The following is a 16,615-nucleotide window of genomic DNA, read 5'->3' as shown; positions in this document are numbered from 1 at the left end:
ACGCCACGGTCGGCATTTCTGACTTCGGTTGGCCTGCTGACTAAGTATGCAGCGCACGAAGCGTTGGACGTACCATGGTCGACCGTACCTTCGAGTTCCTGCACCACAACGAACGCGAGGAGAAGCCCCGAGACAAAGGAATCACGGAGATCAGGGGACCGTACTATGATCCGATGGGGCCCCGCGAACTACGGGACATCCTAGAGACGATGGGGCAATACGTCGATATCTACAAGTTCAGTGGCGGGTCGTTCGCCCTGATGCCTGAGGAGGCAGTCACTGAGTTGATCGATGTCTGCCACGAGCACGACGTCAAAGTCTCCACAGGCGGGTTCGTCGAGAACGTCCTCATCCGTGCCAATGACAAAGTCGAGCGGTACTTCGAGGAGGCCGAACGCCTCGGGTTCGACATCGTCGAGCTATCGAGCGGCTTCCTCACCATCGGAACCGACGACATGGTGCGCATGACGGAGATTGTCGCCAAGGACTACGAGGTCGACCCGAAGCCGGAGATCAACGTCCAGTTCGGAGCAGGTGGAGCCACCGATCCAGAGATCCTCGAGGAGCAGGGCCAGCAGGATCCCGAGCAGGCCATCGAGGAGGGCCGTCGCCACCTGGAGACTGGCGCGGACCTCCTGATGGTCGAAGCCGAGGGCATTACTGAGGAGGTCACCGAGTGGCGCACCGACGTCGCCTACCAGATCGCGAACGAGCTCGGGATCGAGAACCTCGTATTTGAGGCGCCGGGACCGGAGATGTTCGAGTGGTACATCAAGAACTTCGGGCCCGAGATTAACCTGTTCGTCGATAATTCCCAGATCGTCGAGCTAGAGTGCATGCGGTCCGGCCTCTGGGGGAAGGCGACCACCTGGGGGCGGACCGTCACTTGGAAGGGCAATTGAGAATAATCGAACTAAGAATTGAGATGCGGATTCGGAACAGTTACTAGACGATTCCGGCCTCAGGCGGCCGTGTCCAACTCTAACTGCCATCCACACAACGCCTGATAGATGATCGGGATCTTCACACGGGCTCTTTTGGGAGACTTTCCCGCTGGAGAGCGTACGAGTTAGCGTGATCACTTCCTGTTTAAGCATATACACAGTGGGTGTTATAGATGTTATCAATATTATAGGATATCCTATCACGATAGATATCAGCGCTTGATGAATAGCGAGCTGAAAATGAAACAGGGCAGGTCAGGTTGTTCGTCAACCGGTTAGGTTGCTCAGAAACTAGGCCGCCTATCAACCCCTCTTGGCAAGCGACCAGCGATAAAACTACTTGTACTAGTTCATTTTAAAAGTCCATCACATATTACACCCTTTTCGATCGTACAGGAAATCCAAGGAAAGCTTGTAAGTCTGTATCAACAAAGTACGGTTGCTTTGAACGCCTGACCCCGATAATTGGTTTGATAGCAGCAGTGTTCTCTCTATCTCTCGCGTTTTCGCGATCGAAATCTCTTCACAGAGACCAGGTAGGCAACAACTCGTTATAATTGCGCTTATTACCCTCGGGGCAATATTTCTTGTAATGGGTCTATTCAAGAATGGGGCCGTTGGAATTCATCCCGCCTTTCAGGTAATGGAGGGGGTAGTTATTGGCTGGTGAGCCTACAGGAGACGGCGATTGTAGCCTCTGTGGCAGGCCTCTACCCACAGACCCTGTTACTGACAAGGATAAGCTTTTATACTGCTGTGTCGGCTGTCGTGATGTTCAGAAGACACTTGGTGCTAAAGATAGTGAGTCAAACAACGATCATCTTAGCTCCTTTGACAATAGAATTTTTGAGAGTGAAAAAATAAACAGAGGGGAATTTGATGGGGAAGTAGTTCATATTTTCCTTCGGATCGATGGAATGCATTCTGCGACGTGTGAAGCGTTTCTGGAATCAGTTGCTGAAGAATCCGAGGGTGTTACCGACGCGGAAGCAAGTTACGTCACGGAGACGATTCGTGTTGAATATGACCCTGAGCGAATTTCAAAGACAGACCTCCGTGATGGGCTGAGTACGCTTGGATATACGGCGTATTTCCGTGATGATGTCTCAGAAGCTAATCAAAGTACAACCGGTACATCACGGCGGTCACGAGAAATGGATGGGGTGCGTAAGCGACGGACTGATGAGATGCTGGGTATGCGGTATGCTGCTGGGATTCTCTTTGGTGCGTTTTTGATGATTCCGTACGTGGCATTACTTTATCCCACACATCTTGCCTCGTTTCTCGATTGGGATGCGCTCCAAATTTTCGCGGGTTCTTTTGAGTTGGATAGCGGCGGTGGACTGCTCTTCTTACGCCTCTACTTCGGACTCACCGGAATAATTCTGCTCTTCACCGGATTACCTGTGCTGCGCGGGGCGTACGTGAGTTTGAAGATGCGACAGCCGAACATGGACCTCCTTGTTGCAATTACTGTCATGAGCGCCTATGTCTACAGTACAGTCGCAGTTCTCTTCGGTCGAAACGACATCTTCTACGATCTGACTGTGGTGGCCGCAGCTGTCGTGACGGCGGCAGTATTCTACGAATCGTCAGTAAAACAGCGTGCACTCGATCGGCTCACTGATCTCACCGTTTCGCACGTGGACGCTGCTCGGGTTTATAACGAAGATGGAACTACGACAGAAGTTGCAGTTGAAGAAGTGACTTCTGGTGATCGGGTTCTTGTCCGCCAAGGTGAACGAACCCCTGTTGATGGGGTACTGGTTGACGGCGACTGTACAGTGAGTGAATCAGTCATAACAGGAGAATCCCTCCCAGTCGTGAAGCAAGAAGGGGATGATATCGTCGGAGGATCAATCGTAACGGATAGCGCGGCTATCGTTGAGGTTGGTGACGATGCGATAAGTAGTATCGACCGGATCACGACATCCGTGTGGAATCTTCAGAGTGCAGAACACGGTATTCAGCGTCGGGCCGATTACTTGGCCTCCCGAATCATTCCACCTCTTGTGGGCGTAGCTATCATTACTGGTGCAATATCATTTGTACTTAGTGTCGAATTCTCTGCTGGTCTATTGGCGTTCTTGACGGTATTCATCGTCGGCTGTCCATGGGTACTCGGCCTCGCAACTCCGTTGTCTGTTGCGACTAGCCTCGAAGAGGCATTACGGCAGGGTGTTGTTGTGTTCGATGAAACCGTCTTTGAACGCCTTCGAGAGACCGATTTTATCGTCTTTGACAAGACAGGCACCCTGACGACCGGAGAGATGGAAGTAATCGAAACCGAGGCCCCGCAGGATCTACTAGCGGCCGCTGCGGAACTGGAACGTCTGGCTTCCCACCCTGCCGCGAACGCCATCGTAGATACTTTTTCCTATGAGGCAGAAGAAAAGGATCCCTCTCACCCTGACGGCGGCGTTATTGACGATTACGACGAAAGTCAGTCGGATCAAGTCAGTGAGTTTCGAACTCATGCAAAGGGTGTTGAAGGAGTCGTAGATGGGGTAAAGATCTTAGTTGGAAATCTTGATCTCTTCAAAGAACAAGGGTGGAATGTAAGTGAGGAAATCGAAACGCGTGTCATTGAAGCCCGCGGATTCGGTCGGCTCCCTGTCATCGTCGGCCGAGATGGTGTTGCAGAGGGAATCATTATTGTTGGTGATGAGCCACGAGAAGGTTGGGACGAGGCTATCACCCAACTCAGTGAGCGTGGGGCAGAGATCGTTGTGCTAACTGGTGACGATGAAGAGGCTACCGACTTTTTCCGTCGTCATCTCCACGTTGAACACGTGTTTGCTGGTGTGCCACCTGAAGGAAAGACTGCGACGATTCATCGGCTCAAATCTAGTGGCCAGGTCACAATGGTAGGTGACGGGACGAATGATGCACCTGCACTTGCTGCCGCCGATCTCGGTGTTTCGTTGGCAAGTGGGACTGCGTTAGCAGCTGATGCAGCTGATATCACGCTTGTTGACAGTGATATAGCTTCCGTGGAAACAGCATTTGACATAGCGAGTTCAGCCTATCATCGCGTTCAACAGAATAACCGATTAGCTCTCATTTATAACGCACTTGCACTATCCGTCGCTATTGTTGGGCTACTAAACCCACTGACAGCAGCGATTGCGGTACTCACTAGTTGCGGTCTTATTGCAGCGAACTGTTCGCGAGATCTGATTTAATGAGTGTACTTGAATCACATTCAGGACAGGTCTGAACGTCTTCTTGTTTAGGTGATTCACGCTCTGTCTCATCATCACGCTCTTTCTGACGAGTCGGGCGTTCCATCAGTTAATTGCCTATTGGTTCCTAGAAGGTTAAACACTCAGGGTGTGATTGATCTTCTGTTCTATAAAGAACAACAGCGATGTCCGAAATAGGGGCAGTTATCAGAACTCCTCCTCCTCAAGGAGTTGAACGCTTATCGATATGAAGTAAACAAACATAAACAGGAAGAAGCCACCACTAAGCGGGATCAGAGTCGTTCCATCAATACTGGTAGAATCCACGATTGCCATCCCGATAATTCCTATGAGGTATATAGCAATGATAAATACGCCGACCGCATAGTAGAAACGGATATCGGACTCAAAATAGTCTTGTATAGGCATGATATGCTGTTGAGATCACGATAACAAAAAGTTGCGGATTTTATGTGGATAATGTTGGTTTTGGATACAGTAGTCAAAGCGCCCCCTCAAGAAGAATTAGAGATAGATTGCTGTAAACCCTCTCGAGGTTATGCTTCGAGATACTCGCCTTGTAGCCCTGGAGAAACGTAAGCTGGTTCCTATAGGGTGGGAATCCACCTATCATACATAGGGCTCCTTGGACAACTAATGATAGGGAACACCATCCCCCAAAGGGGATTCAGATGACCTCATGTTCACGAAATTATGACTGAAATGACCGTCAATACAGCCGAAAAACAGCAGACTCAGGAAAAGAAGCGGGATACCGCGCCGACTCGGCAGCGTTCAGTATGTCCGGAGTGCTCAGGGCGAATTCGGCATGACGAAGAACACGGCGAACGTGTATGTACAGGTTGCGGGTTAGTACTTGACGACGCTAGAATCGACTACGGCCCTGAGTGGCGGTCCTTCGATAACGAGGAGAACGAACGCCGACGAGTTGGAGCTCCAATTACGGAACTGAGACACGATAAAGGTCTCAGTACGACGATCGGCTGGCGGAATAAGGATATATATGGAAATGAAATTCCAATTCGAAAGCGGAGGCAGTTACGTCGACTCAGAACGTGGAACGAACGATTTACTTCAAAAAATTCTCAAGAACGGAACCTAAAGCAGGCATTCGGAGAACTCGAGCGTATGGCGTCAGCGCTTGGATTATCAGATCCGTGTCGTGAAACCGCCGCAGTATTATATCGACGGGCTGTCGACGAAGAACTCCTTCCTGGGCGCTCAATTGAAGCGATGACAACTGCTTGTCTCTATGCAGCAGCTCGGAAACATAGTACGCCGCGGATGCTCACCACGTTCGAATCAGTCAGTCGTGTTGAAAAGATCCCCATTCAGAGAGCATACCGCTACCTCTCGAGTGAGCTCGGTCTGGAGATTGCGCCTGCTGATCCTGCTCAATATCTTCATCAGTTTGCATCGGAACTTGGAGTAAGTGATGAAGCGGAACATGTTGCACGGGACATACTTGAGGCAGCAAAGGACGATGGAATACACATCGGAAAAACCCCTTCGGGACTCGCAGCTTCGGCACTCTACGCGGCAGCACGTCTAACGAACGAACACATAACTCAGAAGACGGTAGATGAGACGATAGGAGTGAGCGAGTTCACAATACGGAATCGGTACCAAGAGCTACTAGACGTGTATAGCGCACATAAAGATCAATAGCACACTAATCTCGCTCCCCGGAATCCGAAGGGTCGAAACCTATTCGAAGGCCCTAATCAGGGCCAGAGACCGCGAGATTCATGGGCTCGTCCAATACGATCGAGCGCGACAATATACGTTGCATCGCGCCATGTAATATCACGCTGATTTACTTCTTTCTTGACCGCGTTCCACGCACCTTTCATTTCTGCTTCGAGTTCATCATTCACTCGCTCCAGCGACCATGAACGACGATTTATATCCTGTAACCACTCAAAATAGCTCACTGTGACGCCGCCCGCATTAGCTAAAATATCGGGAATAACAGGAATACCTCGTTCTGTGAGAATCATATCACCAGTACTCGTCGTCGGTCCATTTGCCCCTTCGACGATGAGTGATGCCTGCACGTTGTCGGCATTCGCTTCAGTGAGCACATTTCCGATTGCAGCAGGAATCAATACATCCACATCGAGCTGAAACAGTTCGTCATTGCTGATGATGTTCTCAGCGTGGGTATTCGCGTATTCCATAACGGCTTCCGGTTCCTCATCGTGCGATGGAATCTCGTGAACTGGGATCCCACTAAGATCATACGCGGCTCCATTTACGTCGCTAATCGCGACGATTGTTGCTCCCCATTCATCTAACAGACGAGCAGCATTTGCACCGACACTACCGAACCCTTGCACGGCAACAGTTGTCTCCTCAAGTGGTTGGTCGTAATAGTCGCGTGCTTCCCGAGTAATAATTGCGACACTTCGTCCAGGGGCTTCCTCACGTCCTTGGCTACCTCCGATTACAGGAGGCTTTCCTGTAACAACGCCTGGGCAGGTTTCACCTTGCTGCATGCTGTACGCATCCATCAGCCACGCCATAGTTTGAGAATCCGTCCCCATATCAGGTGCTGGAATATCTTTATGAGGACCGATTGCGTCACGGATCTCTTCTGTAAACCGGCGCGTAAGCCGTTCTGTTTCTGCGTCACTCAATTCCTTTGGATTGACGACGATACCACCCTTTGCCCCGCCAAATGGGAGATCCATTACGGCACACTTCCACGTCATCCACATACTCAGCCCGATACATTCCTCTCGGGTAACCTCAGGATGGTAACGCAACCCACCTTTGAATGGCCCACGGACACTATCGTGCTGTACTCGATAGCCGGTATACACTGCAAGCGACCCATCATCCCGTTCAACCGGAATGTTGATCTCGTGGACGTGAGTCGGATGTTTGAGTCGTTCAACAACGTTTGGGTCAAGAGAAAGATGTTCTGCAGCGTGATTGAGCTGGCGAATCGCTGTCTTCTGAGCAGATTCATCGCTCTGTTCTTCGGGGTCTACTTCGTTCGTCATTGTAGAGTTGGATGTCATGTATATCGGTTGGCGACTTATTTGAGGGGATTCACTCTATTTTGTACTTCTCCGCCACATTCTGGGCAGCTACCGGGTAAGATTTCGGTCTTATAATCCCACCACAATTGGGACATTCATCATCCGTTCTAGTTTAGCAGATCGGGGGATCCAGAGACACCAAGCTAGAATAGTCAGTAACTAGAAACGTGAGGGTCCGGTAGAGAATGTGTACACCCTACCGGATTCAGTAGTTGTGAACCGCATTCAAAGAGCGTTTCCATCCGATGAGTTGCGCGAGCGTGCTCGCGCAACGAATCTCATCCAGCGAGAGCGGAAACTCGACGTTGTCGCCCTGTTTTACACGCTTTCACTCGGCTTCGCAGCCGGATCTGATCGATCCATCCAGGCGTTTCTTGAACGCTACGTCGAGATGGCTGACTGTGACGACCTCTCGTATGCGACATTTCATGGGTGGTTCAAACCGGGGTTTGTCGCACTCCTTCGAGAGATTCTCGATGACGCCATCGAGAATCTTGACACGGACCAAACCGAGCTGACCGGACGTCTCGAACGATTTCGAGACGTCCTCATCGTCGACGCCACGATCATCTCGCTCTACCAAGACGCCAGAGACGTTTACGCGCTTGATGACGACCGAGCCGGTGCGAAGCTCCACCTCACCGAATCGCTCTCGACTGGGCTTCCGACGCGATTCCAGACAACCGATGCAAGCACCCATGAACGGAGCCAGCTACCCACCGGCGAGTGGGTAGCTGGCGCCCTCATCCTGTTTGATCTCGGCTACTACGATTTCTGGCTGTTCGACCGCATTGACGCCAATGACGGCTGGTTCGTTTCTCGCGTCAAAGAAAACGCGAACTTCGAAATCGTCGAGGAACTTCGCACGTGGCGAGGGAACAGCATCCCGCTAGAAGGCCAGTCGCTGCAGGCCGTCCTCGACGACCTGCAGCGACAGGAAATCGACGTGCGGATCACGCTCTCGTTCGACCGTAAACGAGGGTCGGGCGCCAGCACGTCCCGAACCTTCCGATTAGTCGGCGTTCGCAATGACGACAGCGACGAATACCATCTGTACCTGACGAACCTCGACAGAGACGACTACCGCGCGCCCGATATCGCACAGCTCTATCGGGCGCGCTGGGAGATCGAACTGCTGTTCAAAGAACTCAAATCACGGTTCGGTTTGGACGAGATCAACACGACCGATGCCTACGTCATCGAGGCGCTGATCATCATGGCAGCACTCTCGTTGCTGATGAGCCGGGTTATCGCCGACGAACTCCAGAAACTGAACGCAAACCAACGAGACTGCGCCGACGACGCCTCGGAGTCGTCGACGCGACTTCCTCGGCGACGATGTTCACACGCTGTCGAACGGCACGCACATCTGATCCAGTTGTACCTGATGGTTGAACTGGGCTACGAGTTACCGGATCTTGATTCGCTGTTGCTGTGGTCAGCACGAGATCCAAATCCACACCGTCCGCGGTTACGTGAACAGGTGGAGTCAGGCGAGTTCTGGTAAGGAACTCGCCTGACGAAACGGGCCGAATCGCCCTGTTGATCAGCGGCGGCTCTGCAACGGCGGCGCACTCACGACCGCGAGTGCGCCGCCTTCGACGGGAGACATGACCGGACATCAGCCAGTCTGCCCGAACGGCAGCTATCTCGGTATGATTGCGGTCAGACTCGACGCAATTTCGGCGTGATATCCGTCTCAGCCAGTCGCTAAACTAGAACGGATGGGACATTCATACGTGGACTCGCTCTCTTCGCATCAGCTTTCACGTCGAACATCATCAGGGTCTATGCTGCCTATATTCATAATATTTATTCTATTATGGCATATTATCCCCCTTATATCGTGTGGGGCGGAATCTCGTTCTATATAGTGTGTCATCTAACTAATTAGAATCTCCAACTACATAACTAATTTCGTAGGTAGGGACGCTCGTATGTTCGATGTAGTCTTACGATACTGAGAAGAGTGTGACATACAATAGTTCTCAACAGACATTATTTACGTCCCTTCCCTTGGATAAAATCAATGATTGACGGAATTAAGTCTTATACGCGAATTGGGGGCTGTATAATCGTTAGGTAGTAGGTATGAGACGTATTCTATGACATGCTGTACAGAGGACCCAAATTTAATCTGGATGACTGTCCCTAACCTCCTATCATCCTTTACATATATTGGGAACGGAATGAAGACAGGCCGTCTACGTGAATGAGTCCAGGGGGAAGATACAGAGGTAACCACCTATTATCACTGATAGCCCAGAATCTCAATCTCCAGCAGTTTATATTATTTGAGAGTTGACGAGTTCGTTCTTAAGAGAATACCGTTAAGATGGCTACTAATAGGGCAGGTTCCTCATTTATCTTCTGGGAGCAGCGACCGGGTCGAATTAGTGACGACCAGCAAGCTGCTCGCACCCATTGCAAGTGCGGCGAAGAGCGGGTTCAAGAGGCCAAGTACGGCCAACGGAATTGCGATGGCGTTGTAGCAGAATGCCCACCCAATATTCCCTTTTACGCGTCGGTTCGTCGCTTGAGCGAGATCGAAGACGGTTTCGACAGATGAGAGATCATCGTCGACGAGGGCGACGTCCGCAGCATCGGCGGCCATCGCGGTACCACCACCGAGCGCGATGCCGAGATCAGCGGCGGCTAACGCCGGTGCGTCGTTGGTACCATCACCGATCATGACTGTTCGCCCAGCCCCGTTGAACCGTTTGACAGTCTCAGCTTTTCCTTCCGGAGGGACGCCCGCAAACACCTCGTCGACGGCAGCATGCTCACGAAAACTCTCCGCCGCTCGAGCGTCGTCTCCGGTGAGTACGATGACCTCCCTTTCTTCACTTGAAATTGCAGTCAGCGTCTCATTCCAATTCGCTCGCAGTTCGTCACTGACGACGATAACACCCTTGGCGGTCCCGTCGCGACCGACAGCGACCGGAACCCGACCCGTTTCGCGGCTATCGGCAATATTCTCGGCGATGTCCGCGGGAACGTCCCAGCCGTGGTCACGGAAGAGATCTGGGTGGCCGACGAGGATCTTGTCTCCGTCTACGACACCTGTAACGCCGGTCCGGTGACTGTCAAAGGATTCGACGCGGTCGTCTGCCGAACTGGTGTTCGAAGCGGATTCGGCCGTGCCGCCGTCAGAGACTGTCCGTTCGGCGGCAATCGCTTTCCCAACTGGATGTGACGACCTCCCCTCGAGGAGTGCAGCCTTTTCGAATAAGGCCGCCTTCAGGTCGGTGTCGGCGACAGTCATTTCGCCCGTCGTCAATGTGCCAGTCTTGTCGAAAATGACAGTGTCCGCGTCACGGATTCGCTCGAACACGCTGTCATCGAAGATGACAATTGAGCGCTCTAGTGCGTCACGGATCCCTGCAGCAACTGCGAGCGGTGTCGCCAATCCGAGCGCACAGGGACAAGAAACGATCAACACCGTGAGGCCGACCAGAAGGGCAGAGACTCCGTTACCGAGCAAGAGATACACACCCGTGACGATAACTGCAAGGACGAGAACAACCGGCACGAAAATCGTTGCCAGTTTGTCCGCGAGTTTCTGAATACCGTGGGAGCCACTCTGGAGGTCCCAGACAAGTTCGGCGATCCGATCGAGGCTGTTCGTTGCGTTCTCCCCGACACGGACGGTCACCGCACCGTTGGTCACCATTGAGCCTCCGACTACGGTATCGCCATTAGTTTTCTGCACAGGAAGAGACTCGCCAGTAACAATTGCTTCGTCGACAGCCGTGTCGCCATTGATAACTTCTCCATCGACGGGGATCCGTTCTCCGGCCCGGACAAGCACACGGTCACTAACCTCGAGTTCATCGACTGTGACATCTTCGTATTCACCGTCCTCACAAATTCGACGGGCTTCATCGACTTGGATGGATGTGAGATCAGAGAGGCGCTCAGTCGCCTGTTGCTTGATCGTCGACTCATAATAATTCCCTGCCGTGACGATAACGATAATAGCGACTGTCACATCATAATAAATGTGTTCACCGCCAAATACGATTGAGAGCGTACTGTAGACGTACGCGCTCATGGCTGCAATCGCGATGAGCAGATCCATATTCGGAGACCGCGTCCGAACGCTAACGTATGCCCCCTGCAGAATCGGCTTTCCCGTTATAGCCACAATAATTGTCGTGAGTGCCGCGATAACGACGTAAAACGGCGTGGCAACAGAACTCGCGAGAGCTGTTTCGAAGAACTCTGCGGTACGATCATCATAAAATAGTCCGCCAAAATATGTTGGATATATAATAACTATGTACTGTAGCATCACCGACATACCCATAAGGACACCGACAGCAACTCGCCCCATCTCCCAATCGTTTGCCCTTCGGCGACTGAACGCATCGTCACGGGAGTATGCACTATAGCCGAGTCCACTTATCTCGTCTTGAAGATCTTCTTCTGAGACAACATTTGGATCATGATCGATTCGAACTGTATCGGTGATATAACTTGATTTCGAATCGCTGACACCCTCAACTGCGGTTGCAGCTGACTCGATGAACGCCTCGCAGGTTGCACAATGCATCCCGTCGACTTCCAGAAACGTTGCTTCATGGTCTGGCGGGATTTCCCGATTAGACTGTGATTCGTCTCGAGTACGACGAACGTCTTCTGCCTCGATATCGTCAATGTCGCCGAGTGCGTTATAGACATCGCGACAACCGAGACAACAAAATGGGTCCCCATCATCGACAATATCGCTTCCTTCTACGGGGAGGTCGCAGAGTTTGCAGCCGGTTTCGGTCGTACTATTGTTGGTCATTTTAGTCTATTATGAGTTCTAGTTGGCATTCACACTTGCTGTCTCAAGTCCGTCATAAAACGGTAATCCAGGGTGTGGCAGGTGGATACCTAGGCTCATCATTCCATGGGCAAGCAGGACATATCCGAGGACGACGAACGCAACTCCAAGCAGTCGATGCACTCGTTGGCGGTGAACCACGTCGACGGCGTCGATGACAGTTCCATATGCGAAGACGGCAGGAATTGTTCCGAGTCCAAGTGCGCCAAGTGCAAGTGCGCCGCCGGCAGGTGAGCCAATTGCAAACGCGTACAGAAACGCTGGATACAGGATTGGGCATGGTAGCAGTCCATGAACAGCACCGAGTCCGACAATACCCGGACCGTTCGCAAGACGATCAACCCGTGTCGCAAGCCAGCTCGATATGCGCTCAAGTCCAGGCAAGTGAATACCACCGGTTGTTCTGCCCAGTAAATAATATATCCCAATGATCATGACGAGACCACCGATGACGAGACCGACACCGCCGCGGACGAACTCAACAATAGACGAGAACGAAGCGGTCGTCACGAACAACATACTACCAAGTGCGCCAAACACTGCGCCAAGAAGAGTGTAACTCAACGTTCGCCCGATATTGAACAGTGCATGTTGACGTACCTCATATGTTGTAAGATGACTTTCCCGACCGTTGTTTGATGTGCCATCATCCATCTGGCTTGCATAAATGGTGACGAGTGGGCCACACATTCCGATACAGTGTGCTCCAGCGAGGATACCGATCGCGAGAAACAATAGCACGTCAATGCCAAGGAGTGTAAATGGATCCATATCTATATGATTAGCAAGTGGTACTGTTCAAACTATCTGCTCCATGTGGTAATGGGTTTCGACTCAGTTCTATCAGGCCTTTCTCGTGAAGTAATCCAGAGTTTTGATTCAGCAGTGCTACGACCATTGTTGTAATTTTTGACGGTTGCAATAAACATAACTACTTGTTAAATAAGACACGTTATTAGTGTATGGATCCACACCAAATATTTAGTTGGGATATTATTCATAGTTATGGTACGACAGTCGAAACCCCTCCACAGTTCATGGCCGTTAAGAAGTGAATTTGATATAGAAACGGATACAGACCATCTAAACTTCTATAGTGAGAATACGGACATCCACTCCGAAATATTGTAACTGATTAATGACCTGCCGACGTGATGTTGAGACCAACGATGCCAATAACAATCACACCAATGAATAAAATCCGAAGAATACTAACCGGTTCGTCAAACAAGATCATCCCTAATGAGGCCGTTCCTACAGCCCCAATACCAGTCCAGACAGCATAAGCAGTCCCGATAGGGAGTTCTTTGACAGCTTGTGCCAGTAGGATCATACTGATGAGAAGAGCGATAATAGTTCCAAACGTGGGAATTGGGTTTGAGAACCCATCGGAGTATTCGAGACCGATTGCCCATCCAATCTCGAACAATGCTGCAATTATCAGAATATACCACGCCATCACAATTCTTATCTACTTCTTGGTCGGTATAGTTTCCGTTCTCCTCCGAATTAAAGGCAGACAGGTTGAGTTCTCGGTTAACTCTCTATCAGCGGTTCTGGCGCTACTGAATATACTCACGAGTATCCCCGAGCAAGATATACTCCGTTTCCTGGAATTCATCGATAGTCCTCGAGCCAGTGACGAACATCGCTGTCTGGAGTTCAGCAGTCAGATCTTCAATCAACTTAACAACAGCCGCTATCTCTTCTACTGCTGACTCTAAGAACGGCTTAGCGAGACCTCCTGCTTGTGCACCCAGTACGATTGCTTTAGATAAGCCAGTACGAACTCCGCCACTTGCAATCACACAGCTGTGTTCATGAGTACACTCATTGTACTAGTGACAATCGGAATTCCCCAATCCCGGAACAGAGTTCCGACGCGTTCTTTTCGCGGTGCATTATCTGCCGCTGCGCGGTAAGCTTCGATACCTGATTACGTTGTACCACCTTTGCCGGCGACATCAACCGCCTCGATTTCGATTGTAGCAAGTCTCCGAGCAGTTTCTGCAGAGATCCCGTTTCCAGTCTCCTTTACAATCACCAGTACAGAGAGTTCATCAATTACTCGTTCAATTATTGCTGAACAATTTTCGAATTGACATCACCCTCCGGTTGGATAGCTTCTTGGAGGAAGTTCAGATGGACTGCTAATGCATCAGCATCGATCAGTTCAACGGCTCGTTCTATCTTTTCGAAATCGCATTCTCAAAGTTGTGCTGCCCCGAGGTTTCCGTAGAGGAATGCATCGGGCGTAACTTCGCGAACAGCTGTATAACATGCTAAAACATCTTTATCGTCGGTCTCTAGCCCTGCCCGTTGACTCCTAACACCCATAGCGATCCCAGTTTTGCCGGCAGCAGCAGCAGCCAAAGATTGGTTGATATCTGTAGTGTTCGGATGGCCACCAGTCATATCTTCGATGACGATCGGTACCGCAAACTTATGGTCCAAAAACTCCACTGAAACGGCTCTGTTGAAACTCTTAAAATATGATAAATTTGTCACTCTCTGCAGTAAGTATAGATGATCTTGATAACGATCCGAAGGCCAATGTTTGAAGACGCAGAGGTTTCGTTTTGCCTGCCTGCATTATACAGGACAATAAATATCCTTGTGGATAGTATGCATTCTTATGGCCTGCTTTCAAAGGCAGGTCCTTGGAAGAACACCTACCTATGATGGACGATGACTGATTTCGATATCAGGCAATTCATCATTAGGAGATAATGGCATTTCCACATTATCTCTTTTGAGCGAGAGGTAGTAGAGATCGTTCAATTCTTAGTAAGTACAGAACGCCCGTTTCGCGCCCGAAAACTATGAACGAAATAGCCGGCTCGAGGAAAGCGGACTGGGGTGGTCGACTCCCTCGCTGGGGCGGAGCGTTCGCGACGATCGTTTCGCGAGGTCTCGTCCCGTCGGTCTCCTCGCCGTACTCCGCGGCTTTATACTGTCCGACGAGGAGGGCGACACCATGAGTTCGACACCGATCGCGTGATCCGGCGGATTCGGGTTCGGTTCCCGAATCGTCCCCCTCGCGATGGAACGATCAGATCGATGTCCACCTCGTCGTCCACTTTGGCTTCGTGTCGGAACAGGCCGTCGAAAACGCAGTGAATCATCAGATGACCGAGCGTACTGACACAAATTCGCAGTCGCAGACGGAACTACTCGAGCGAATAACGGCGATACAGACGGATCTCGGCATCGACGAAACGACCCGCGAGTACGCAATGTCGATTGTCGCGGAGATACCCTCCCGAGAAATCTGGATTCGATCGCCGACGCGGACGGCCGCCGCGGCATTGCTCATGGCGTGTCGTCTACGGGAGATACCGGTTCGCGTCACCGTGCTGGCCGAACAAACGTCGGTCACGAAAGCGAACATTCTCGACGAAATGCAGCGCCTCTCGAACGAACTCGAGATCGCGATCCCGCTCGAGGATCCAACGACGATCCTCGAAGAGACATGCGGTGAACTCGCCATTCCGGAATCCGTTGAAAACCGAGCGATACGACTCGCCGAACTCGGCGACTCCGCTGGCGTCACGAGCGGTGTCTCTCCGTACACCTTTGCCGCGGCGGTCCTCTACATCGTCTGTACAGCCAGTGACGTCGACCTCTCCCAGGCGGAAATTGCATCTCACCTCGACGTGTCGACCGCGACACTTCGCGATCGACGCGACGACCTGCTCGAGGCGACGGGAGGTCAGCTGTTCGAACGTCGGTTTCCCGAGGCGTCCAGTGACGCGATCGCCCTCGTCGATTCGCTGCTCCGGGACGCTCGGGACGCGAACTGGGCCGCTAACAAGCGGTTCCTTGGACTCGTCGCCGGCGCGTGGTTGTATACGGCACGACAGTACGATCTCGAGACCTCCGTCGCCGATTTCGCATCGCTCACTGGGATCAGTGAATCAACGATTCAGGCTCGTTACGATCAGTACGACGCTCACCGTAATCCGTCTCGGACGCCGCAAGGCAAATGTGATCCGTGAGTATCTATGGGTGACTCGCCGAACGAGAGTATCCACATCACTGGTACCCGATTGGATCGTCCACTATCGTTCCGACGATGGTAACCCGTCGAGATGCCACGAGCGACCCAAAATGATACGACTTTAGATCGAAGATAACATCCCTGATTCTCATCGTCTCAGCTGCGTTAATTTGTTGGACCGGGAAGAAGAGAAAAGCGAAGAGAGGGTTCTTCGCCAGAGTTGCGGTGGAATCCACAATTCGTCATCACGTCGTTGAGTTACATTCCCAAGAGCAACTGCTCGATATGTATTCATATATTGACCTGTTTAATCTCTCCTTCTACGCGATTAACAACGGCATCCTCTCAAGTAACACTCTGTCATCTCCAGTCCCATTGCCATACTGTTCAAGATGATTGAGCACATCTACCTCAGTGGAGTCGATTGGCATCCGTGGATTCTCTATCAGATGTTATTTTTCTGAGGTTGAATGAGATTAAAGTTGAGGGCTAGGGAGTGTTGTATAGCCCATTGTTGACTAGTATCGTGCTATTTGAGGTCTGTTAGTGGGCATAACCGTGAATCCGATCGTGGCGGGATCAGAACA

Annotated in this window: 10 protein-coding genes and 1 pseudogene; 5 read left to right on the top strand and 6 right to left on the bottom strand. The window is 51.3% G+C overall.

The genetic code is table 11. From position 1 onward, the window contains the following. The first annotated feature begins 74 nt into the window (after window positions 1-74). Complete coding sequence (locus CP556_RS21165) at window positions 75-902, top strand: phosphosulfolactate synthase (protein WP_098727657.1); 828 nt, start codon at window positions 75-77, stop codon at window positions 900-902. A 701-nt stretch (window positions 903-1,603) separates the two neighbouring features. Then, window positions 1,604-4,129 (top strand): heavy metal translocating P-type ATPase, encoded by a 2,526-nt coding sequence (locus CP556_RS21160; RefSeq protein ID WP_098727656.1) that lies wholly within the window; start codon window positions 1,604-1,606, stop codon window positions 4,127-4,129. A 207-nt stretch (window positions 4,130-4,336) separates the two neighbouring features. On the opposite strand, the gene CP556_RS21150 is transcribed toward CP556_RS21160, so the two are convergent. Further along, window positions 4,337-4,558 (bottom strand): hypothetical protein, encoded by a 222-nt coding sequence (locus tag CP556_RS21150; RefSeq protein WP_098727655.1) that lies wholly within the window; start codon window positions 4,556-4,558, stop codon window positions 4,337-4,339. A gap of 285 nt (window positions 4,559-4,843) precedes the next feature. Here CP556_RS21150 and CP556_RS21145 point away from each other — a divergent pair, with 285 nt between their 5' ends. After that, window positions 4,844-5,818, top strand: a complete 975-nt coding sequence (locus tag CP556_RS21145; protein WP_098727654.1) for a transcription initiation factor IIB — start codon at window positions 4,844-4,846, stop codon at window positions 5,816-5,818. Window positions 5,819-5,874: 56 nt separating this feature from the next. Here the strand turns inward: CP556_RS21145 and gdhB are convergent, their stop codons facing one another. Beyond that, window positions 5,875-7,176 carry a glutamate dehydrogenase GdhB gene (gdhB, locus tag CP556_RS21140; protein ID WP_098727653.1) on the bottom strand — a complete coding sequence of 434 codons (1,302 nt, stop codon included), beginning with the start codon at window positions 7,174-7,176 and terminating at the stop codon, window positions 5,875-5,877. Window positions 7,177-7,384: 208 nt separating this feature from the next. Here gdhB and CP556_RS21135 point away from each other — a divergent pair, with 208 nt between their 5' ends. Next, entirely contained in the window at window positions 7,385-8,704 is a 1,320-nt protein-coding gene (locus CP556_RS21135; RefSeq protein ID WP_098727652.1) for an IS4 family transposase, read from the top strand. An 852-nt stretch (window positions 8,705-9,556) separates the two neighbouring features. Here the strand turns inward: CP556_RS21135 and CP556_RS21130 are convergent. The 4 genes and pseudogenes from CP556_RS21130 to fni all read right to left on the bottom strand — a co-directional run. After that, a complete protein-coding gene (locus tag CP556_RS21130; RefSeq protein ID WP_098727651.1) occupies window positions 9,557-11,989 on the bottom strand; it encodes a heavy metal translocating P-type ATPase in 2,433 nt (810 codons plus the stop codon). A gap of 18 nt (window positions 11,990-12,007) precedes the next feature. Next, window positions 12,008-12,799, bottom strand: a complete 792-nt coding sequence (locus CP556_RS21125) for a sulfite exporter TauE/SafE family protein (RefSeq protein ID WP_098727650.1) — start codon at window positions 12,797-12,799, stop codon at window positions 12,008-12,010. Between the two features lie 364 nt (window positions 12,800-13,163). Beyond that, window positions 13,164-13,487, bottom strand: a complete 324-nt coding sequence (locus CP556_RS21120) for a DMT family transporter (protein ID WP_098727649.1) — start codon at window positions 13,485-13,487, stop codon at window positions 13,164-13,166. Between the two features lie 103 nt (window positions 13,488-13,590). Further along, window positions 13,591-14,494 (bottom strand): annotated as a pseudogene (fni, locus tag CP556_RS21115) (type 2 isopentenyl-diphosphate Delta-isomerase); the annotation flags it as partial. Window positions 14,495-15,156: 662 nt separating this feature from the next. Here fni and CP556_RS21110 point away from each other — a divergent pair. Continuing rightward, a complete protein-coding gene (locus CP556_RS21110; protein WP_098727707.1) occupies window positions 15,157-16,026 on the top strand; it encodes a transcription initiation factor IIB in 870 nt (289 codons plus the stop codon). Window positions 16,027-16,615: the final 589 nt, after the last annotated feature.

Origin of the sequence: Natrinema sp. CBA1119, from assembly GCF_002572525.1 — an archaeon.
Classification (GTDB): domain Archaea; phylum Halobacteriota; class Halobacteria; order Halobacteriales; family Natrialbaceae; genus Natrinema.
The sequence above is the reverse complement of the archived record's forward strand: the minus strand, read 5'-3'. Positions and strand labels throughout refer to the sequence as shown.

What these genes read in the sequence shown, in the direction of transcription:
- CP556_RS21125 (WP_098727650.1), bottom strand. Translation starts at nt 12,799, where the DNA reads ATGGATCCATTTACACTCCTTGGCATTGACGTGCTATTGTTTCTCGCG.
- CP556_RS21145 (WP_098727654.1), top strand. Translation starts at nt 4,844, where the DNA reads ATGACTGAAATGACCGTCAATACAGCCGAAAAACAGCAGACTCAGGAA.
- CP556_RS21150 (WP_098727655.1), bottom strand. Translation starts at nt 4,558, where the DNA reads ATGCCTATACAAGACTATTTTGAGTCCGATATCCGTTTCTACTATGCG.
- CP556_RS21120 (WP_098727649.1), bottom strand. Translation starts at nt 13,487, where the DNA reads ATGGCGTGGTATATTCTGATAATTGCAGCATTGTTCGAGATTGGATGG.
- CP556_RS21110 (WP_098727707.1), top strand. Translation starts at nt 15,157, where the DNA reads ATGACCGAGCGTACTGACACAAATTCGCAGTCGCAGACGGAACTACTC.
- CP556_RS21130 (WP_098727651.1), bottom strand. Translation starts at nt 11,989, where the DNA reads ATGACCAACAATAGTACGACCGAAACCGGCTGCAAACTCTGCGACCTC.
- gdhB (WP_098727653.1), bottom strand. Translation starts at nt 7,176, where the DNA reads ATGACATCCAACTCTACAATGACGAACGAAGTAGACCCCGAAGAACAG.
- CP556_RS21165 (WP_098727657.1), top strand. Translation starts at nt 75, where the DNA reads ATGGTCGACCGTACCTTCGAGTTCCTGCACCACAACGAACGCGAGGAG.